At 69.3% G+C, this 19,465-nt stretch carries 16 protein-coding genes and 2 rRNA genes (1 of these 18 only partly in view); 5 read left to right on the forward strand and 13 right to left on the reverse strand.

What is annotated here, in order from left to right; genetic code table 11:
• Positions 1 to 1,752, forward strand: a 23S ribosomal RNA gene (locus OHO83_RS24495); it begins 1,370 nt to the left of the window's first position.
• 89 nt (positions 1,753 to 1,841) lie between these two features.
• A 5S ribosomal RNA gene (gene rrf / locus OHO83_RS24500) occupies positions 1,842 to 1,958 on the forward strand.
• A gap of 77 nt (positions 1,959 to 2,035) precedes the next feature.
• Here rrf and OHO83_RS24505 read toward each other — a convergent pair.
• From OHO83_RS24505 to OHO83_RS24520, 4 genes are read right to left on the reverse strand one after another with little or no spacing between them, the layout of a single operon-like run.
• Positions 2,036 to 2,698, reverse strand: a complete 663-nt coding sequence (locus OHO83_RS24505; RefSeq protein ID WP_266672051.1) for a response regulator — start codon at positions 2,696 to 2,698, stop codon at positions 2,036 to 2,038.
• Positions 2,695 to 3,945 carry a sensor histidine kinase gene (locus OHO83_RS24510; RefSeq protein ID WP_266672049.1) on the reverse strand — a complete coding sequence of 417 codons (1,251 nt, stop codon included), beginning with the start codon at positions 3,943 to 3,945 and terminating at the stop codon, positions 2,695 to 2,697. Before OHO83_RS24510 ends, OHO83_RS24505 begins: the two co-directional genes overlap by 4 nt.
• 37 nt (positions 3,946 to 3,982) lie before the next feature.
• Positions 3,983 to 4,756: an ABC transporter permease gene (locus tag OHO83_RS24515; RefSeq protein ID WP_266672047.1), complete on the reverse strand. Its 774-nt coding sequence runs from the start codon at positions 4,754 to 4,756 to the stop codon at positions 3,983 to 3,985.
• A complete protein-coding gene (locus tag OHO83_RS24520; protein ID WP_266672045.1) occupies positions 4,753 to 5,682 on the reverse strand; it encodes an ABC transporter ATP-binding protein in 930 nt (309 codons plus the stop codon). Before OHO83_RS24520 ends, OHO83_RS24515 begins: the two co-directional genes overlap by 4 nt.
• 104 nt (positions 5,683 to 5,786) lie before the next feature.
• Between OHO83_RS24520 and OHO83_RS24525 the strand changes: the two genes are divergently transcribed.
• On the forward strand, positions 5,787 to 6,344 hold the full coding sequence (locus OHO83_RS24525) for a GNAT family N-acetyltransferase (RefSeq protein ID WP_266672044.1): 558 nt from the start codon (positions 5,787 to 5,789) through the stop codon (positions 6,342 to 6,344).
• A gap of 6 nt (positions 6,345 to 6,350) precedes the next feature.
• Here OHO83_RS24525 and OHO83_RS24530 read toward each other — a convergent pair whose 3' ends face one another.
• The 7 genes from OHO83_RS24530 to OHO83_RS24560 all read right to left on the reverse strand — a co-directional run bounded on the left by OHO83_RS24530 (position 6,351) and on the right by OHO83_RS24560 (position 15,017).
• Positions 6,351 to 7,895, reverse strand: coding sequence for a TraM recognition domain-containing protein (locus OHO83_RS24530; RefSeq protein WP_266676463.1), 1,545 nt, complete (start codon positions 7,893 to 7,895; stop codon positions 6,351 to 6,353).
• A gap of 86 nt (positions 7,896 to 7,981) precedes the next feature.
• Positions 7,982 to 9,412, reverse strand: a complete 1,431-nt coding sequence (locus tag OHO83_RS24535; protein ID WP_116512236.1) for an ATP-binding protein — start codon at positions 9,410 to 9,412, stop codon at positions 7,982 to 7,984.
• A gap of 15 nt (positions 9,413 to 9,427) precedes the next feature.
• On the reverse strand, positions 9,428 to 10,987 hold the full coding sequence (locus tag OHO83_RS24540) for an SCO6880 family protein (RefSeq protein WP_266672041.1): 1,560 nt from the start codon (positions 10,985 to 10,987) through the stop codon (positions 9,428 to 9,430).
• Positions 10,984 to 12,336, reverse strand: a complete 1,353-nt coding sequence (locus OHO83_RS24545) for a hypothetical protein (protein ID WP_266672039.1) — start codon at positions 12,334 to 12,336, stop codon at positions 10,984 to 10,986. Before OHO83_RS24545 ends, OHO83_RS24540 begins: the two co-directional genes overlap by 4 nt.
• On the reverse strand, positions 12,326 to 13,138 hold the full coding sequence (locus tag OHO83_RS24550) for a hypothetical protein (protein ID WP_266672037.1): 813 nt from the start codon (positions 13,136 to 13,138) through the stop codon (positions 12,326 to 12,328). The genes OHO83_RS24545 and OHO83_RS24550 overlap by 11 nt, the downstream gene beginning before the upstream one ends.
• Before the next feature lie 143 nt (positions 13,139 to 13,281).
• Positions 13,282 to 13,590: a hypothetical protein gene (locus OHO83_RS24555; protein ID WP_116512240.1), complete on the reverse strand. Its 309-nt coding sequence runs from the start codon at positions 13,588 to 13,590 to the stop codon at positions 13,282 to 13,284.
• Positions 13,591 to 14,138: 548 nt separating this feature from the next.
• The gene (locus OHO83_RS24560) at positions 14,139 to 15,017 is read right to left on the reverse strand and encodes a hypothetical protein (RefSeq protein WP_266672035.1); all 879 of its coding nucleotides are present in this window, start codon (positions 15,015 to 15,017) and stop codon (positions 14,139 to 14,141) included.
• 193 nt (positions 15,018 to 15,210) lie between these two features.
• Between OHO83_RS24560 and OHO83_RS24565 the strand changes: the two genes are divergently transcribed.
• Complete coding sequence (locus tag OHO83_RS24565) at positions 15,211 to 16,233, forward strand: C40 family peptidase (RefSeq protein ID WP_323186993.1); 1,023 nt, start codon at positions 15,211 to 15,213, stop codon at positions 16,231 to 16,233.
• 233 nt (positions 16,234 to 16,466) lie between these two features.
• The gene (locus tag OHO83_RS24570) at positions 16,467 to 17,186 is read left to right on the forward strand and encodes a phosphatase PAP2 family protein (RefSeq protein WP_266672031.1); all 720 of its coding nucleotides are present in this window, start codon (positions 16,467 to 16,469) and stop codon (positions 17,184 to 17,186) included.
• Between the two features lie 385 nt (positions 17,187 to 17,571).
• Here the strand turns inward: OHO83_RS24570 and OHO83_RS24575 are convergent, their stop codons facing one another.
• Both OHO83_RS24575 and OHO83_RS24580 read right to left on the reverse strand, forming a co-directional pair.
• Positions 17,572 to 19,140, reverse strand: coding sequence for an FAD-binding oxidoreductase (locus tag OHO83_RS24575; RefSeq protein ID WP_266672029.1), 1,569 nt, complete (start codon positions 19,138 to 19,140; stop codon positions 17,572 to 17,574).
• A 72-nt stretch (positions 19,141 to 19,212) separates the two neighbouring features.
• Positions 19,213 to 19,374 (reverse strand): hypothetical protein, encoded by a 162-nt coding sequence (locus OHO83_RS24580; RefSeq protein WP_266672027.1) that lies wholly within the window; start codon positions 19,372 to 19,374, stop codon positions 19,213 to 19,215.
• Positions 19,375 to 19,465: the final 91 nt, after the last annotated feature.

The following is a 19,465-nucleotide window of genomic DNA, read 5'->3' on the forward strand; positions in this document are numbered from 1 at the left end:
AATGCAGGCATGAGTAGCGATACACACGTGAGAAACGTGTGCGCCGATTGACTAAGGGTTCCTGGGTCAAGCTGATCTGCCCAGGGTAAGTCGGGACCTAAGGCGAGGCCGACAGGCGTAGTCGATGGATAACCGGTTGATATTCCGGTACCCGCTGTGAAGCGTCAAACATTGAATCAGGCGATGCTAAGTCCGTGAAGCCGTTCCGGACCCTTCGGGGAAAGGAAAGTGGTGGAGCCGACGGACCAGACTTGTAGTAGGTGAGTGATGGGGTGACGCAGGAAGGTAGTCCAGCCCGGGCGGTGGTTGTCCCGGGGTAAGGGTGTAGGGCGCTGTCTAGGTAAATCCGGACAGCTTGTGCCTGAGACCTGATGCCGAGCCGATTGTGGTGAAGTGGATGATCCTATGCTGTCGAGAAAAGCCTCTAGCGAGTTTCATGGCGGCCCGTACCCTAAACCGACTCAGGTGGTCAGGTAGAGAATACCGAGGCGTTCGGGTGAACTATGGTTAAGGAACTCGGCAAAATGCCCCCGTAACTTCGGGAGAAGGGGGCCATCACCGGTGATTGAATTTACTTCATGAGCTGGGGGTGGCCGCAGAGACCAGCGAGAAGCGACTGTTTACTAAAAACACAGGTCCGTGCGAAGCCGTAAGGCGATGTATACGGACTGACGCCTGCCCGGTGCTGGAACGTTAAGGGGACCGGTTAGTGCACTTTCGGGTGTGCGAAGCTGAGAACTTAAGCGCCAGTAAACGGCGGTGGTAACTATAACCATCCTAAGGTAGCGAAATTCCTTGTCGGGTAAGTTCCGACCTGCACGAATGGCGTAACGACTTCTCGACTGTCTCAACCATAGGCCCGGTGAAATTGCACTACGAGTAAAGATGCTCGTTTCGCGCAGCAGGACGGAAAGACCCCGGGACCTTTACTACAGTTTGATATTGGTGTTCGGTTCGGCTTGTGTAGGATAGGTGGGAGACTTTGAACTCTGGACGCCAGTTCAGGGGGAGTCGTCGTTGAAATACCACTCTGGTCGTGCTGGATGTCTAACCTGGGTCCGTGATCCGGATCAGGGACAGTGTCTGATGGGTAGTTTAACTGGGGCGGTTGCCTCCTAAAGAGTAACGGAGGCGCCCAAAGGTTCCCTCAGCCTGGTTGGTAATCAGGTGTTGAGTGTAAGTGCACAAGGGAGCTTGACTGTGAGACCGACGGGTCGAGCAGGGACGAAAGTCGGGACTAGTGATCCGGCGGTGGCTTGTGGAAGCGCCGTCGCTCAACGGATAAAAGGTACCCCGGGGATAACAGGCTGATCTTCCCCAAGAGTCCATATCGACGGGATGGTTTGGCACCTCGATGTCGGCTCGTCGCATCCTGGGGCTGGAGTCGGTCCCAAGGGTTGGGCTGTTCGCCCATTAAAGCGGTACGCGAGCTGGGTTTAGAACGTCGTGAGACAGTTCGGTCCCTATCCGCTGTGCGCGTAGGAATATTGAGAAGGGCTGTCCCTAGTACGAGAGGACCGGGACGGACGAACCTCTGGTGTGCCAGTTGTCCTGCCAAGGGCATGGCTGGTTGGCTACGTTCGGAAAGGATAACCGCTGAAAGCATCTAAGCGGGAAGCCTGCTTCGAGATGAGTATTCCCACCCCCTTGAGGGGTTAAGGCTCCCAGTAGACGACTGGGTTGATAGGCCAGATCTGGAAGCCCGGTAACGGGTGGAGGTGACTGGTACTAATAGGCCGAGGGCTTGTCCTCAGTTGCTCGCGTCCACTGTGTTGGTTCTGAAACCACGAACAACCCCACGTTTGTCACAGAGCGTGGTGCGGTTGACAGTTTCATAGTGTTTCGGTGGTCATAGCGTGAGGGAAACGCCCGGTTACATTCCGAACCCGGAAGCTAAGCCTCACAGCGCCGATGGTACTGCAGGGGGGACCCTGTGGGAGAGTAGGACGCCGCCGAACTATTTTTGATAAAAAGCCTCGTTCCCCGAGTGAAAACTCGGGGAACGAGGCTTTTTTGCGTTCCGGTACTTTCGGATTCACGCCGGCTCCACCAGCTTCGCGTCGTACGCCACAATCACCGCCTGCACCCGGTCCCGGGCCCCCGTTTTCGCCAGAATGCGGCTCACATGCGTCTTCACCGTCGATTCGGCGAGGTGCAGGCGTGCGGAGATCTCCGAATTCGTCCAGCCCTGGGCGATGACCGTGAGGATCTCGCGCTCCCGGTCCGTGAGGGCGGCGATCCGGGGGTCGGGGCCCTGGGGCGCGTGCGTGGCCGGCAAGTGCTGTGCGTACGCGTCGAGAAGACGGCGCGTCAGGCTCGGCGCGACCACCGCGTCGCCCGTCGCCACCGCGCGGATCCCGGAGAGGAGCTCCTCGGGCAGTGCGTCCTTGACGAGGAATCCGGACGCTCCCGCACGCAGGCCGTCGTACGCGTACTCGTCGAGGTCGAACGTCGTGAGGATCAGGACCCGGGTGCGGTCGCCGGACGCGACGATGCGGCGTGTGGCCTCGATGCCGTCGAGCGTCGGCATGCGGATGTCCATCAGGACGACGTCCGGGTGGAGGCGCGCCGCGAGGCGGACCGCCTCGGCGCCGTCGCCCGCCTCACCGGCGACCGTCAGGTCGTCCTGGCTCTCCAGCAGCATGCGGAACCCGAAGCGCTGCATGGGCTGGTCGTCGACGATGAGCACGCTGGTCACGGGGAGGGTTCCTTCGGGAGGTGGAGATGGACGCGCCAGCCGCCCGGGGGCGTGGGCAGCGGGCCTGCCTCAAGTGTGCCGTCGTAGAGGGAAGTTCGCTCGCGCATGCCGGTCAGGCCGCGTCCCGCGCCCGGTTCCGGCGCCGGACCTCCGCGGCCCGTGTCCGTGACGCTGACGCGTACCCCGTCGTCCCCGTACGTGACGTCGACAGCCGCGGCGGCGCCAGGACCGGCGTGCTTGAGCGTGTTGGTGAGCGCCTCCTGCACGACCCGGTACACCGTCAGTTCCTTTCCGGGGGCGAGGGAGTCGGGCCGGCCGTGCAGTGCGAGACGTACGGGCAGGCCCGCCGCGCGGACGCCGTCGACGAGCCGGTCCAGGTCCGTGAGTGCCGGCTGGGGTGCCAACTCGGTGGTGGGCGTGGCCTCTTCGCGCAGTACGTCGAGGAGACGGCGCAGTTCCGCGAGGGCCTGACGGCTCGTGGTGGCGATGGCGTCCAGTGCCTGTCCCGCGCGTTCGGGGTTCTTGGCCGCCGCGTAGGAGCCGCCGTCGGCGAGACCCGTGATGACGGAGAGGTTGTGGCCGATGATGTCGTGCATCTCGCGGGCGATGCGGGTGCGTTCCGCCGCCGCGGCGAGCTGGGCCTGCTGGTCGCGCTCGACTTCGAGCCGGCGGGCGCGCTCGACGAGGGACGACGTGTACTCCTGGCGGCTGCGGACCGCGATGCCGAGCAGCGCCACCAGGGTGATCGCCCACACCTGCGGGACGATCTGCTGGTCCCAACTGCCCTTCGGATAGCGGACGACGCCCACGACGACCGGTACCAGCGTCAGCGCGCAGGCGGTCGCGAGGAGCTTCAGCGGGCGGCGCAGCGCGACGTTGAACACGACGATGAGCTGGACCAGGGCCGCCTGGAGCAGCGCACCCGTCCAGCTGTTGACGACCCCGGCCGCCACCATCACCGCGAGTGCCGTCATCGGACGCGTGCGGCGCCCCAGCAGGGGCACCGTCAGGGCGAGGCTCAGGAACAGGACCAGCGGACTCGGTACGTCGGTGTTGTGGGCGATGTTGCGCCAGCCGCCGCCCGTGTAGTCGACGAGGGCGGCGATGACGAAGAAGCCCGTCAGGACCAGGTCCCAGCCGAGCGGGCGGCGCCGGTCGAAGGCGCGCACCCGCTCGGTGAGTCGCTGGACGTACGCGGTGAGGGGGAAGGGGGCTCGTTCCGGCCCCTGGGTCCTGTCGTCCGTCACCGGTTCATCCTCGTACGGGAAAGGGTTCCGAGGGGGGTCATACGTCGCGGCGCCTGAGGAGCAGGGCCGCGGCGGTGAGGGCCGCGGCGGCCCACAGGGACAGGGAGAGGAGGCCCATGGCGGGGGAGACCGCGCCGGCGAGGTGGGTGGCGGAGCCGAGGGATTCGGCGGACCGGGTCGGGAAGTGGTTCACGGCGCTGGCCACGGCGTCGTACGGGAGCATGCCGAGGATCTCGGGGAGGATCAGCACGGCGCCGACGAACGCGCCGATCGCCGCCGGGACCGAGCGGAGAAGGGCGCCGAGGCCGAGGGCGATCAGGCTCATGAGGGTGATCCCGGCGGCGTTGCCCGCGAGGGCGCCGAGGACGCCCGGGTCGGTGAGCGAGGTCGCCTTGTCGCTGTCGGAGAGCCAGATCTGCGCGACGAGGAACGTGACCACGTTCGTCAGGAGGCCCAGGGTGAACGCGACGGCCGCGAACACGCCGGCCTTGGACCACAGCACGGGCAGCCGGCGCGGGACCGCTGTCAGGGAGGCGCGGATCATGCCTGTCGAGTACTCGCTCGCCGTGACCAGGATGCCGAGGACGGCGACGCAGAGCTGTGAGAGCTGGGTGCCGAGGAGGACGAAGACGACCGTGTCGATCTCGGAGTCGTCGCCGTCGTACGTCGAACCCATGGTGATGCCGACGGCGAGGACGAGGGCGCTCGCGACGGCGAGGGTGATCCATGTGGAGCGCAGGGTCCAGAACTTGTGCCACTCGGAGCGCAGCACGCGGGAAGTGGTGACGCGGTAGGGGACTGCGGTGGTCATGCTGCCGCTCCCGTCATGGCCGTGGCCTGGTACTCGACCGAGTCGTGGGTGAGGTCCATGAACGCCTGCTCCAGCGAGGCCGTCTGCGGGGTGAGTTCGAAGAGGGGGATGCCGTGCGTGGCGGCCGTGCGGCCGACGTGCGGGGCGTCCGTGCCACGGATGTGCAGGGTGTCGGGCGACTCACCGGTGACCTCGACGCCGGGAGCGTCGGACAGGAGCTCACGCAGGCGTGCTGCTTCGGGCGTGACGACCTTGACGTAGGCCGCGCCGGATTCGCGTACGAGGTCGGCGACGGTGGTGTCGGCGAGGAGGCGGCCGCGGCCGATGATGACGAGGTGGTCGGCGGTCAGGGCCGTCTCGCTCATCAGGTGCGAGGACACGAGGACTGTACGGCCCTCCGCGGCAAGGGACTTGAGGAGGTTGCGGACCCACAGGACGCCCTCCGGGTCGAGGCCGTTGACCGGCTCGTCCAGGATGACGGTGGCCGGGTCGGCGATGAGCGCGGCCGCGATGCCGAGGCGCTGGCCCATGCCGAGGGAGAAGCCCTTCACGCGTTTTCCCGCGACGTCGGTGAGGCCGGTGAGAGCCAGGACGTGGTCGACGCGGGAGCGCGGCACTCCGTGGGTGTGGGCGAGCGCCATGAGGTGGTGGAACGCGGTGCGGCCCGGGTGGATCGAGCGGGCCTCCAGGAGGGCGCCGACCTCGTGCAGGGGCGCGGCGTGGGCGGCGTAGGCGCGGCCGCCGACGGTGGCGTGGCCCGCGGTGGGGGCGTCGAGGCCCAGGAGCATGCGCATGGTCGTGGACTTGCCGGCGCCGTTCGGGCCGAGGAAGCCGGTGACGGTGCCCGGGTGGACCGTGAAGGTGAGGTCCTGGACGACGGTCTTGTCGCCGTAGCGTTTGGTGAGTCCGTGTGCCCTGATCGTCATGCTCCGAAGGTAGGGAGAAGGGCGGGGGCAGGGCGTCCGACCGCGGTCCGGAGCTGCCGAAATGCTGTAGTACCCCGGTACGACGGTCCCGTAGGGTCCGGCCCATGGAGCCTGCCGAGAAGTACGTCGTACGTCCTGTCCGGCCGGAGGAGTGGGCGGCGGTGCGGGAGATCCGGCTCGCCGCCCTGCGCGATCCGGCGGCGCCGATCGCCTTCCTGGAGACGTACGAGACCGCGGTCGCGCGGCCCGAGGAGTTCTGGCGGGACCGGGCCGGACGGTTCGAACTCGACGGTTCCGGAAACCAGTTCGTCGCCGAGGGAGCGGACGGCCGCTGGTGGGGGTCCGTGACCGTGCGCGTGGAGGAGGCCGGGGCGCCGCTCGTGTTCGGCGACACGAGCGAGGTGCGGCAGGCGCATCTCGTCGGCGTGTACGTGCGGCCCGAGCACCGGGGGAGCGGCGTGACCGAGGCGCTGTTCCGCGCGGCCGTGGAGTGGGCGCACTCGTTGGAGGGCCTGGAGCGGGTGCGCCTGTACGTGCACCAGGACAACGCGCGGGCGCAGGCGTTCTACCGGCGGTTCGGCTTCGGCCGCAGCGGGGCGAGCGTGGCGGTGCCGGGCGACCCGGCGAAGGTCGAGTACGAGATGGTGCTGGAGCGTCGGTGACAGGCCTCAAGGGGCCGGGAGTTCGGCGTGCGGCCAGCGGGCCCGGCCCTGCTCCCGGGACCGGAGGAGGGCCAGGGTCGGCAGACCCCGGTCCGCTCCGGTGGACAGCAGCTCCGGAAGCTGGGGAAGCGGAGCCACCGCGGCGACGTCGTCGAGGACGAGCGTCATTGGTGGGTCGAGCCGACCGGCAGATGACCGTTCGGCCATGCGCCGGCCGTGCTCGACCACGCTTGAGGCGAGGGCCGTGAGGAGGGGCATCGCGCCCGGGTCCGCCTTGGGATCCTCGATGGCTTCACCCACCACATAAAGCGTGCCCCCTTCGTTCGCGAAAGAATCCAGGGTGAGCGCATCAGTTCGGTTTGGGGTGCACGCCTCCCGGATGTGGACGGAGAACAGAGAGGACAGTGCGCGGGCCGTCAACTCCTGCGCCATGTCCCGGCGTTCGGGGTGCGAGGTGAGCGCGGCCTCCAGCTCGCCTGCGGCGCCCGCCGCCGCCTTCGGGCTCGTACGCAGGATGCGTACGGCCTCCTGGACCTGGGTGCCCTGCGCCCAGCGGTGCACGTGCCGGAACGGCTTCGTGTCCAGGGCGGCGGCGTGCAGGAAGCTCCGCAGCAGCGTCTCCGCCGTGTCGGCGGTGGCCGTGTCGAGTTTGGCGGTGGGCCGGATCGGGGCGAGGAGGGCCGCCGCACGGGACGCGGCCGTGGGCTTGTCCTCGCAGCCCTGCGCCGGGTTCCAGTGGAGGCGGGCCGGGGTGTCGCACAGATGGGTGGGGTCGTACACGAGGACGGGGCCGAGCTTCGACCTGGCGTCCTTGGTCTCCGCCCAGACGCTCGCCGACGACGTGACGACGAGGACGGGACCCTCCGCGTCCCTGATGGCCTGGATGGCCCGGGGAGCGCGGGTCTCGGCGGGCCCGAGGACGACGGGACCGCGGGGGGCGGGGACGGTCGTGGGGGCGGCCGGGGCGGCGGGACTCTCCTGACGCTCCGGCTTCTCGTGGCTCTCATGGGGCTCCGGTCCGGCTGCGGGGACCTCGGAGACCGGGGCCTGGGCGACCGGGACCTCGGAGACCGGCGCCCGGGGAGCGGGGGCGGCCAAGGGCGCCGGCTCGGCCGAAGCAGCGGCGGCCGCCTCCGCCCGGCCCCTCCGCCGCACGGCCCGCCACCGCGCCACCGTCCCCGCGACGAACACCGTGAGCACGATCAGCACAAGGACCTGGCCGATGAACAGGCCCCAGAACAGCCCGTACCCGGAGAGCTGCCCGTCCGGGGTGTCCGGCCACGCGCCCGGCAGGTCGTGCGGGCGGCCGATGAGGGAGCGCATCGCCACCGGCGTGTGGCGGATCGTCACGCCGTCCGGCCAGGCGCCCTTGGAGAACAGGCCCGACAGGCCCGTCGCCGTCCACACCATGACGGTCATGCCGAGCAGGAACGCGAGCACGCCGAGGAGCAGCCCGTCGGGAATGCCGCGTTCCCGTTCCCGCGGGGCGGGGCCACCACGGCCCCGGTCCCCGTACCTGTCGTCCTGCTCGTAGGCGTCGTGCCGCCGCATGCCGCTCTCGCTCTCGCCGAGCCCCACCAGTAACTTCCCAGGCCGCGGACCTGAGGCCTCCGGCCTCAGAACCCAGACCTCAGACCTCAGGCCACCGTCGACTCCGAGGAGTCCTTCAGCCGGTCGCCCATGTGCTGTTCCACGAAGGCGGCCGCCCGCTCCTCCGCCTCCAGGTCGGCGGCGCGCATGGCGTCGTCGTCGCCGAGCGTCTCGGCGGAGGACTCCGTCATGGCGCGGTCGGTGAAGACCAGGGGCCGTTCCGTCTCGGTGATGAGGTGCTTCACGACCTGGACGTTCCCGTTCACGTCCCAGACCGCGATGCCCGGGGTCAGCGAGGGGATGATCTCCACGGCCCAGCGTGGCAGGCCGAGCACGAGACCGGTGGCCCGTGCCTCGTCGGCCTTCTGGGCGTAGATGGTCCTGGTCGAGGCCATCTTCAGGATCGCGGCCGCTTCCTTGGCCGCGGCCCCGTCGACCACGTCGCTGAGGTGGTGGACGACGGCCACGAACGACAGACCGAGACGCCGGCCGAACTTCAGGAGCCGCTGGAACAGCTGCGCCACGAAGGGCGAGTTGATGATGTGCCAGGCCTCCTCCACCAGGAAGATGCGCTTCTTGCGGTCCGGCCGGATCCAGGTGTGCTCCAGCCACACACCCACGATCGCCATCAGGATCGGCATCGCGATGGAGTTGCGGTCGATGTGGGAGAGGTCGAAGACGATCAGCGGGGCGTCGAGGTCGATACCGACCGTCGTCGGACCGTCGAACATGCCGCGCAGATCACCGTCCACGAGACGGTCGATGACCAGGGCGACATCAAGTCCCCACGCCCGTACGTCGTCTATGGCCACGTTCATGGCTTCCGCCGACTCGGGTTCCGGGTGGCGGAGCTGCTCGACGATGTCGGTCAGGACGGGCTGGCGCTCGACGATGGTCTCGTTGACGTAGGCGTGCGCGACCTTGAGGGCGAAGCCCGAGCGCTCGTCGAGGCCGTGCCCCATGGCGACCTCGATGATCGTCCGGAGCAGGGCGAGCTGCCCGGTCGTCGTGATCGCCGGGTCGAGCGGGTTGAGCCGGATCCCCATGTCCAGAGCGGCCGTCGGGTCCAGCCGGATGGGAGTTATACCCAGCTCCTGGGCGATGAGGTTCCATTCGCCGACCCCGTCCTCACCCTGCGCGTCGAGGACGACGACCTGTCGGTCCTTGAACCTCAGCTGCCTCAGGACATAGGTCTTCTCCAGCGCGGACTTGCCGTTGCCGGACTCGCCGAGGACCAGCCAGTGCGGGGCGGGCAGCTGCTGCCCGTACAGCTGGAAGGGGTCGTAGATGTAGCCCTTGCCGGAGTACACCTCGCGGCCGATGATGACGCCCGAGTCGCCGAGGCCGGGGGCGGCCGTCGGCAGGTAGACCGCCTGGGCCTGCCCCGTCGACGTACGGACCGGAAGCCGGGTCGTCTCCACCTTCCCGAACAGGAAGGAGGTGAAGGCGTCCGTGGCCATGGACAGCGGATCCCGCATCTCAGAGCCCTGCCTCTACCGTCGGATGCCGGTCGCGAACGGCAATGTGTTGACGAAGGCCCTGTGGTGCTCGCGGTCGCACCACTCCAGCTTCAGATAGGACTTGCCGGCGGAGGCGCGGATCGTGCGCTTGTCGCGCGCGAGGCTCTCCGGCGAGCGGGAGGAGACGGTGATGTAACCGACGAGGTTGACCCCGGCCGCGCCGCTCGCGAGGTCTTCGCCGCGCTGGTCGAGGCGCGTGTTGGCGGCGACGTCACGCGGGTCGACGGTCCGGTTCATCTTGGCGGCGCGGCTGGCCTCCGCCTCGTCGTTCGTCTTCTCCGTGAGCATCCGCTCGATGGCGACCTCGGTGGGTTCCAGGTCCATCGTGACGGCCACGGTGCGGATGACGTCGGGGGTGTGGACGAGGAGCGGCGCCAGGAAGTTCACGCCGACCGGCGTCATCGGCCACTCCTTGACCCAGGCGGTGGCGTGGCACCAGGGCGCGCGCGTCGACGACTCGCGCGTCTTGGCCTGGAGGTACGTCGGCTCCATCGCGTCGAGCTCGGCCGGCCAGGCATTGCGCTTGGTCATCGCCTGGATGTGGTCGATCGGATGGTCCGGGTCGTACATGGAGTGCACGAGCGAGGCGAGGCGCCCCTGCCCGAGCGGCTGCCGCACCCGGATGTCGGCCTCCTGGAGGCGCGAGCAGATGTCGGTGAGCTCGCGCGCCATGACGACCGCGAGCCCGGCGTCCCGGTCGACCTTGCGGCCGCTGTGGGGACGGGCCGCGCGGGCCATGGCGTGCGCCTCGGCGGCCAGCTCGCGGGTGTAGTGCATGCAGGCCACGAGGTAGGCGCGGTGCTGCTCGCTGCTCGTCGACACCATCGACTGGAGCTGGTTGTACGACTGCTGCAGCCAGCCCGGCGTACGGTCGTCCCCGCGCACGGCGACGTCCTTGGCGTGCGCGTCGGGGTCGGCGGGGAGCGTACGGGCGAGCATCTGGAGCCGCGTGACGAAGCCGTCCCCATTGGCGACGTGCTTCAGGAGCGTGCCGAACCGGTCGACCAGCGCCTCCTGGTCCTCACTGTCCCGCAGCCCGACGCCGGGCCCCTCGATCTCGATCGCGGCGGTGACCGTGCGCCGGTCGGCGTGCAGCAGCACGGCGATCTCGTCCGGCCCGAACGGCGCCGCCAGCCACGTCAGCCGGCCGATGCCGGGCGGCGGCCCGATCTCCACCTCGCGCCCGTCCAGCCGCACCCCCGCGTCCATGGCCCGCGAACGGTACGTCGTACCCCTCTTGAGCTGGCGCTTGTAACTGCGGTTGATCTCGAACCACTTGTAGAAGGTGCGGTGCTTGTACGGGATGTAGACGGCCGCGAGCGCGATCAGCGGGAAGCCCAGGAGCAGCGTGATGCGCAGGGACAGGGCGGGGACGAGGAGCCCGCACATCATGCCCAGGAAAGCGCCCCCGATGATGAGGGCGATCTCGCCGGTCTCGCGGTTCTTGCCGACGATGGCGTTCGGCCGGGCACGGCCGATCAGATACGTACGGCGGGGCGTGACCGATGGGGACACATGGGACTGGGTCGTCAACGCCCTGCACCTCCTTGCCGATTGCTGTGGCCGGTGTTACCACCGCTGCGCGTATTGCTCGCGTGCGGCGTGTTCGTGGGACTCGTACGGGGCGGAGGTGCGGCGGAGGGGACAGATCCGCCGCCACCGCCACTGCCCCCGGAGGAGGGGCGTGTGCTGTGTGCGGCCACGCCTCCCGACACGGGGTTCGCGGGGCGGGCCTGGGACTGGCCGCCACCGCTGCCGCCGCCACCGTCCGCGCGGGCGCTGTGCGTCTTGATGCCCTGCGAGACGAGTGCGGCGGGCGAACTGATGACCGCGGCCGCCTTGCTCTCGGCGCCGCGCATGATGCGGTTGTTACGGCCGTTGGCGATCTCGTCGCCGAAGCCGGGTACGAAGCGGTAGATCATGCCGCTGGCGAAGATCGCGAGCAGCACGATGGCGAGTCCGGAGACGACGGCGGCGAGGGAGTCCGGCCCTTCCGAGCCGGACAACGCGCCGGCCAGCCCGAGCACGATGACGATCACCGGTTTCACGAGGATCACGGCGATCATCACCCCGGCCCAGCGGCGGACGTGCCCCCACAGGTTCTTGTCGACGAGCCCCGCGTACACCACGACCCCGAGCAGCGCGCCCACGTACAGCAGCACGGCCCGCAGGTACAGCTCCAGGTACAGCACACCCGCGGCGAGGATCGACACGAGCGAGACGACGATCAGCATGATCGGCCCGCCCCCTATGTCGTCGCCCTTCTTCAGCGCCCCGGAGAACGTTCCGAAGAACGCGTCCGTCTGATCTCCTGTCGCCTTCGCCAGCACGTCCGAGACACCGTCCGTCGCGGACACGACGGTGTAGAGGATCAGCGGCGTGAACGCGGACGCGATGACCGTGAGCCAGAGGAACCCGATGGCCTCGGAGAGGGCGGTACCGAGGGGGACACCCCGGACGGCCCTCTTGGCCACGGCGAGCAGCCACAGCAGCAGCGTGAGAATCGCCGACGCCGCGAACACGATGGCGTACTGCTGAAGGAACTTCGGGTTGGTGAAGTCGACGTTGGCGTTCTGCTTGATGGACTTGCTGAGCATGTCGACAGTCCAGGAAGCGGCGTCGGCACAGCCCTTGGCGAGGGAGGAGAGGGGGTCCAGGGGGTTGGTGGTGCCGGGGGGTGTGGCGGGGGATCCGCCACCGGAGCCTCCCCCGCCGTCCCGCTCGCAGTACTTCCTGGCAGGGCCGGCGATCAGGCTGCAGGGGTCGTCGGATTTCTTGGGGTCCGGGGCAGCGAAAGCGCGGGTGGCCAGCAGCACCAGTGTGGTCTGCGTGGCCGCGACGACGGCGCTGACTCTCAGTAGGCGGCGCGGACTATCGGGCATACGTGAACCCTCCGAACTCCTCGACCGCTTTGCTGATGTCGTCCGATCCTGAGACCGGGTTGTCGCCGGTGACGGGTGTGGGGCCGGTCTTCTGCCGAGTCTCCTGGACCTTCCAGTCTCCGCCGGTCCAGTTGAGTGTCAGCGTCACGGTGAACCAGCTGGCAGTAACAGGGTTGGTGGAGCCCTCACCGGTGAGCCCGAAGAGACCGTTGCACCAGACCTCTACGCTCGCGCTCTGCGCGGAGTACTTGGTGACCTTGGTACCTGCGGGCAGGGTGCGATTGACGAACGTGCTGCCGTTGGGCGCAGTGCCGTCGGAGTTGAGGCCGATCTTCTTCCGGAAGGCCTCCGAATAGTCGGCGTCGAAGCCGGACTGGAGGCGGTTCAGCGCGCTCGGATCAGCGAGCGCCTGAACGATCTCGTGCCGGCGGGAATCGCTGAACATCTCGGCCCCGCCCAAGGCCACCGCATAATTCGCCGCAGCGCTCTGCGCCCCCTGCTTGTCATGGGCGAAGCCCGACGCGACCGCTTTCGTCCCCGTGGGGGCCGTCGCGGATGCGCCCGGCTTCTTGCTGTCGCCGCCCCCCGAAGAGGACTCGTCCCCGCCGCGGTTGGCGAAGGCGATCGCCGCGATGAGGAGGACCACGACTCCGACCACCGTGATGAGACTGCGCGACGAAGAGCGGGCAGGTCTGCGCGCAGCGCCCCCGTAGGCGTCGCCCTGACCCCCGTCGGGCAGGCGCGTGCGGGTCTGACCTGTGCCGCCGTAGAGGTCGTCGTCGTTGCCGTCGCCCGGACTCATCCCGCGTACGCCCCCTCAGGCTCGTGCTGAACCGTCACGTACGACGGTAGCCGCGCTGCTTTCCGCGCGGGCGCGGTGTAGTGACTCGACATCAGGGAGTTGCAACCTCAGTGCAGATGAGACCGGAGCGGGCGGAACAGGGGCTAGATCGCCATGCCGTACACGATGGTGAAGAGCGTGCCGAGTGAGCCGATGATGAATACGCCGGTCAGGCCCGCGATGATGAGGCCCTTGCCCTGCTCGGCGCTGAAGGTGTCGCGCAGGGCCGTCGCGCCGATCCGTTGCTTGGCCGCGCCCCAGATGGCGATGCCCAGGCACAGCAGGATCGCCACCGCCATCACGACCTCGACCATCACCTGTGCTTCCTTGCCCAGGTTCTGGAATGGGCCCCAGTCGGGGGCGATCCCGCCGATGATGGTGTCGATGTTGCCCTTGCCGGCTGCCAGCAGCATGTGTAACTCACCGCCCCATGTGGGTAGTTCTGTCGCCCCCGCCGCAGCGCAGAGGTCAGGCCCATTCTTGCCCAGATCGCCGCGGATGCCTGCCGACTTGGCGCCATTCCTTGGCTGAGTTCCAACGTCTTCACAGGGTTGCGTATACGACGGAACGTACGGTTACTCTGTGTATCACGCTGCGTCACTCCGGGCAATGAACGTCAGGTCTGCGCCGTGACCTGAACGGTGACGGTTCGTTGGCCACTCACTGGCGGTCACCGGATCCGTCAGGGGCCCGGTCGAGCCGGGTGGTCGCTTCCTCACCTCAACTCCCTTCGAGGGGCTGGTGTTCGGAGACCGGGCCTACGGCGATGTGGCGGGTACTGAGTGATCCACCGTCTGGCACGAACGTGGTGGCCGAGCCGACCACACGGCCGGACCGCCCCCCGCGGCGCCGTGCGGGCCCGGTCGGAATCCGTGGGAGTGGCCGGGCCAGGTGTCCCGCGCGCACGATCCGCACTCGGCAGCCCCACGTTGCATCCGAGGCCGCACTGGGGTGGTGCCCGTCAGCCGGCGCCGCCGGATGAGGTCGGCGTCGGCGCCTGGGCGTGAAGCGTGTCCCGGACGTGTTGGGCCGCCCTGGCCGCCAGGGCCACGACGTCGTCGGGACTGCCCTCCGCGGCCTGCTCGGTGGTGACGGTGACGAGGAGGGTGCCGATGCGCACCTCGACGGTGTACGACCACCTCACGCCGCTGTTCTCCGGGTCATTCGGGTTGGTACTCCTCCCGCGCGCCGCGAGGATCGCCTGGTCGCCGAGACCGGTGAGCCGCTCCGCCGCACGGAACTCCGACTCCGGCGCACCGTCCGTGTCCCTCATGTAGCGGGGGCAGGCCTTGTGCAGCTGATACTGCAGCTCGAGATAGCGCTCGGCCTGCGGGTCCGGCAGGGAGGCCACCCGCTCGAACCCGACGGCCGTACGGCTGCCGTCCGGCGGCCGCTTGCTCGCTTCCTCGGCGGTCAGCGGCCGCCGCGCAATGTACTGGGCGCGCGGGCCGTGCAACCCCCCCAGCTCCTTGAGCAGGCCGCTCGCCTGCGTCCCGCAGTCCTGCCAGCCTGCGGCCAGCCCCGACCACTGGTTGATATCGCCCTGGTACACCTCCGCTTCGGTGGTCCCGGAGGGATGGATCTCCCCGGGCCGCAGCAGCGCGCTCTTGACCTGCGCGACGTTGAACGTCCGCCCTGCGCCCGGTGATCCGTCCACCCCGGCCACCGGGTGCGACGGCGTCGGGAGCGCGCCGAGATCCGGTTCGGGGGGCGCGGTGCTGCGCGGCGACGAGGGCGTGGCGGAGGAGGGCGTGGCGGAGGGCGTCCTGCTGCCGCCGTCCGCGCCAGGTCCCGCGCTCTTCGTGCCGCACCCCGCCGTCATCAGCAGACCGACGGTCACCGCACAGCATGCGACCCGCACCCGCACCCGCACAAGCCCTCCCCAGGAACGATCGGACCCGCCACTGCGAGCCCTCAAGTGACGCCGATACTCCTGTATGTGGCCTGCTCGAACAAGGAGCGTGGAGCTGTTCCCCCCTCGTCCGACGGGCCCGCATCTAGACTGATGGCCCTGCTACGGAGGGCGGTTGACGGTGCGTAAGGCGTGGGTTGTCGGGGGCGCGCTCGCCGCCGGGGGGACCGGGTTCGTGACGCTGCTCGTCGTCGGTACGTTCATGGCCGCCGGCAGTCTCGCGAGCGGGGTCGGCAAGGGGGCCGTGGGGCTTGCCAAGGGTGCCGTGCCCAGTGCGTACCAGTCGATCGTGCAGGAGTGGGGGAACCTCTGCCCCGCGATCAATCCGGCGCTGCTCGCCGCGCAGCTGTATCAGGAGAGCGGGTTCAACCCGAACGCGAAGAGCCCGGCGAAGGCGCTCGGGATAGCGCAGTTCATCCCGGGGACGTGGGCCGCGCACGGGGTCGACGGGGACGGGGACGGGGACCGGGACATCTGGGACCCGAAGGACGCCATTCCGTCAGCCGCCTCGTACGACTGCTCGCTCGCCAAGTACGTGAAGGACGCGCCGGGCAATCAGACCGAGAACATGCTTGCCGCGTACAACGCGGGCGCGTACGCCGTCATCAAGTACGGGGGCGTGCCGCCGTACCGCGAGACGCAGAACTACGTGAAGACGATCACGAACCTGGAGAAGAGCTTCGCGCGGCCGGTCGGCCGGGTGCAGCCGTCGCAGCAGGCGGCGGGTGCCATCTACTACGCGCAGAAGAAGCTCGGGACCGAGTATCTCTGGGGCGGGAACGGGACCGCCGATCAGGGCGGCCGGTTCGACTGCTCGGGGCTGACGCTCGCCGCGTACCGGGAGGTCGGGATCGAGCTGCCGCGCGTGGCGAACGACCAGTACAACGCCGGGCCGCATCCCAAGCGGGACGAGCTGCTGCCGGGGGACCTCGTCTTCTTCTCGGACGATCTCACCAACAGCCGTGCGATCCGGCACGTCGGGATCTATGTGGGCGGCGGCTACATGATCGACGCGCCGCGTCCGGGTGCCGTGATCCGGTTCGACCCGGTCGACACACCCGACTATTTCGGGGCGACGCGGGTGACCGAAGATGGTGCGAAGGCCGTGCCGAGCGCGAGGGCGGACGGAAACCCCGAAGTGTGACGTGGCCGGAACTCTCCGTCAGAGCCCTGCCCTGAGCTGCGGCTTCGTGTCTCTCTTCGATAACGTCTGCGTGATCATTCGGTGGATTGTGGAACGAAGGAGAGGGGACCGTGCGTTCCTTTTCCTGAGCCGATCGCGGATCGACGAAGGCCGCGGATCTGACCACGGGGGTGGACGAGCGGCGCACGACCGTGTGCGCCCACTGAGCAGCAAGACGAAGGGGCCGCGGCGAGATGGCTGGACTGGCTGGACTCTCGGCACTCGGGGCCTCCGGGTCCAACCCCGACGTCGGTCTGCTCTACGACATCAACGGCCTGGCGAAGGACGCCCCCGGCTGGGTCGACAGCGCCATGGCGTTCGTCGGTGAGTACGGGCTGCTGCTCGCACTCGTGCTGCTCACGCTGTGGTGCTGGTGGGGCGTGCGGAAGCGGGACTCGCTCGACGACGCCGCCTCGTCCGTCGCCTCCGTCGTGTGGGCGCCGCTCGCCGCCGGGATCGCCGTCCTGGTGAACGTGCCGATCCGCAGTTTCGTCGAGCGTCCCAGGCCCTTCACCGATCACGACGGCCTCGACGTCCTGGTCAGCGGCAAGTCGGACTTCTCCTTCGTCAGCGATCACGCGACGCTCGCCATGGCCATCGGCGCCGGCCTCTTCGTGGCCCACCGGAAGTTCGGGCTCATCGGGCTGGGACTCGCGGTGCTCGAAGGGTTCTGCCGGGTCTTCATGGGCGTGCACTACCCGACGGACGTCGTCGGCGGATTCGCCCTCGGCACGGCGGTGGCGCTGCTCCTGTCACCGCTCGCGTCCGCGCTGCTGACCCCGCTGGCGCGCGCCGTCGGCCGGACGACGCGGCTGCGGTGGCTGGTGTGGTCGCCTACCGCTGCTTCGCCGGCTCAGGAGACGGTGGAGGTTCCTGAGCCTCGGGAGTCGGAAGAGCGGGACCTGGCGGCTTAGCCTCTTCTGCCGCACGTCGGCACAGGAGGACGGTGCCGCCCGCGGCACCGGCGAGCGCCACGGCGCCGGACGTGACCGCCAGGGAGCCGGCAGCGGGGTGGTCCGAGCCGTCGTCGGTGACGGCGGCGGTCGTGATGCCCAGGGCGAACGCGGCGGCGGCGATCGCGAAGACGGCGGCTATGCGGGGTATCCGGGGCTTGTTCATGGTTCCAGCGGACCCCGGCGCCCTCCTTTGGGCCAGCCGAGGGCGTGTTTCCCTGAGCCGTCCGGGGGGCGCTCGCCGCCGCGACGGTCGTGCGTCGGCGTCGGCGCGGTGGTGGCTGGGCGCGCAGTCCCCGCGCCCCTCAGGGGGCGCGGATCAGGGCGCACTGGAACGAAGGGGCCCTCAGAGTGCCTGCGGGAACGTGAAGAAGCGGTTCGGGTCGTACTGCTTCTTGACCGTCGTCAGGCGCGCGGCCGCGTCGCCGTAGTACGCCTTGCGCCAGTCCGTCAGCGTCGGGTCCGTGTAGTTCTGGTACGCCGCCCCCGACGCGTACGGGCGCATCGCCGCGTGGGTGGAATCGAGCCAGCCACGGGCGGTGGAGCCGGATGTTCCGGCCCGCCAGGACACGATGTACTGCGCGAGCATCCGGGAGCGCCGGTGCACGAAGGCGGTGGCGGTCGGGTCGACGCGGTTGATCGCCCCGCCGAGCGCGGTCAGCGCGATGCTGCCGGCGCCCGAGGTGACGTTCTCCATCTTGGCGAACATGGCGCGGATGCCGGCCGAGGAGATGGAGCGGTCGAAGAAGTCCGAGCGGGCCGCGTACGTCTCGCGCCCCAGCGCCCCCTGTGTGCTGCGCCCCGGGGTGGTGCCCGGCAGATGGCACATCGCGTCCTCGGCGAACGCCGAGCAGCCCGCGTACACCTCCATCGACTCCTCGTAGGAGCGCCGCTTGAGGGAGACGTTCGACGCGGGGCCGGGGCCGCCGGGGCCGTCGGCGAGGCGGTCGACGGCGTTCTGGAGCTCGCGGTACGTGCCGAGGGAGAACGCGGCGATCGATATGGTCGGCCGGCCGCCCGCGGCGTTGGCTATGTGGCAGGACGACCAGATCTCGTCGGGCTGCGAAGGGCCCCACTCCTGCCAGGCCTTGAGGACGGCCGTGGCCTTCGACCAGGGCCAGGTCATGTACGCGGAGACGGCCTGCGGGGCGGGGTGCGTGCGGAAGCGGAGCTCGGTGACCACGCCGAAGTTGCCGTTGCCCGCGCCGCGCAGGGCCCAGAACAGGTCCTTGTTCTCGCTCTTGTTCGCGACGACCTGCTTGCCGTCCGCCGTGATCAGCGTGGCCTGGGTGAGGCTGTCGCAGGTCAGGCCGTAGGCGCGGGAGACGACGCCGTGGCCGCCGCCGAGGGTGAGGCCGGAGACGCCGACGGTGGGGCAGGAGCCGGCCGGGACGGTGACGCCCTTCGCGGCGAGCGCCCGGTACATGTCGATGAGCTTGGCGCCCGCGCCGACCACGGCCTCGCTCCCGGAGGCCCTGATCGCGGAGAGCTTGGACACGTCGAGGATCAGGCGGCCGTCGCCGGACGACCAGCCCGCGTACGAGTGGCCGCCGTTGCGGATCGAGACGGGGACGTGGTGGGCCCGCGCGTAGGCGAGCGTGGTGCGGATGTCGTCGGGGTGGGCGACGTAGGCGACGGCGGTCGGCTTCAGGCTGTCGAAGCGGGTGTTGTAGAGCTGGCGCGCGGCCGCCCACTTGGCCTGGCCGGGGGTGACGAGGGTGCCGTCGAGGTCCTTGGCGAGTGCCTTGAGGTTCGCCGCGGCGGAGGCGCTCGCGCCGGTGGTGCGGATGGGCGCGCTGCTCGTCGCGCCGGGCGTGGTCCGCCCCCCGGCCCCCGCCGCGCCGGTGCTGCATGCCGTGGCCGCGCCTGCCGCGACGGTGGCCGCGCCGACTGCGATGAACGTACGCCGTTCCATGGACGCCTCCCGTTGTTTCCCGGGGTACGAGACGTCTCCAGGAAGCGGGGGGTTCCATGCCGGGCGGTCGGGTCAGGGGTGGGCCGTGTGCTCCTCGGCGTCGGTTCTCGCCTTCGAGCGGGCTCTGCGGGAGGGGCCGCGCCAGCCGCATGTGCAGCGGGCCAGGCAGAAGCGGCCTTGTTCGGCCGTGGTCGTTCGGTGGGTCCCGGGGAGTTCGGACTGCTCGTGTGCCACAGCTCAACGGTACGCGTGACGGGTACAGGCAACCGTCGTTATCCGGTCGACAGAGGGGCCGCGGACGCTCGGACAGGCATGGGGGCAGACA

It is taken from the genome of Streptomyces sp. NBC_00569, assembly GCF_036345255.1.
Taxonomy (GTDB): Bacteria; Actinomycetota; Actinomycetes; order Streptomycetales; family Streptomycetaceae; genus Streptomyces.

Coding starts and splice junctions, on each gene's coding strand:
- OHO83_RS24515 (WP_266672047.1), bottom strand. CDS start 4,756: ATGACCACCGCAGTCCCCTACCGCGTCACCACTTCCCGCGTGCTGCGC.
- OHO83_RS24550 (WP_266672037.1), bottom strand. CDS start 13,138: ATGAGTCCGGGCGACGGCAACGACGACGACCTCTACGGCGGCACAGGT.
- OHO83_RS24525 (WP_266672044.1), top strand. CDS start 5,787: ATGGAGCCTGCCGAGAAGTACGTCGTACGTCCTGTCCGGCCGGAGGAG.
- OHO83_RS24520 (WP_266672045.1), bottom strand. CDS start 5,682: ATGACGATCAGGGCACACGGACTCACCAAACGCTACGGCGACAAGACC.
- OHO83_RS24575 (WP_266672029.1), bottom strand. CDS start 19,140: ATGGAACGGCGTACGTTCATCGCAGTCGGCGCGGCCACCGTCGCGGCA.
- OHO83_RS24545 (WP_266672039.1), bottom strand. CDS start 12,336: ATGCCCGATAGTCCGCGCCGCCTACTGAGAGTCAGCGCCGTCGTCGCG.
- OHO83_RS24530 (WP_266676463.1), bottom strand. CDS start 7,895: ATGCGGCGGCACGACGCCTACGAGCAGGACGACAGGTACGGGGACCGG.
- OHO83_RS24570 (WP_266672031.1), top strand. CDS start 16,467: ATGGCTGGACTGGCTGGACTCTCGGCACTCGGGGCCTCCGGGTCCAAC.
- OHO83_RS24535 (WP_116512236.1), bottom strand. CDS start 9,412: ATGCGGGATCCGCTGTCCATGGCCACGGACGCCTTCACCTCCTTCCTG.
- OHO83_RS24555 (WP_116512240.1), bottom strand. CDS start 13,590: ATGCTGCTGGCAGCCGGCAAGGGCAACATCGACACCATCATCGGCGGG.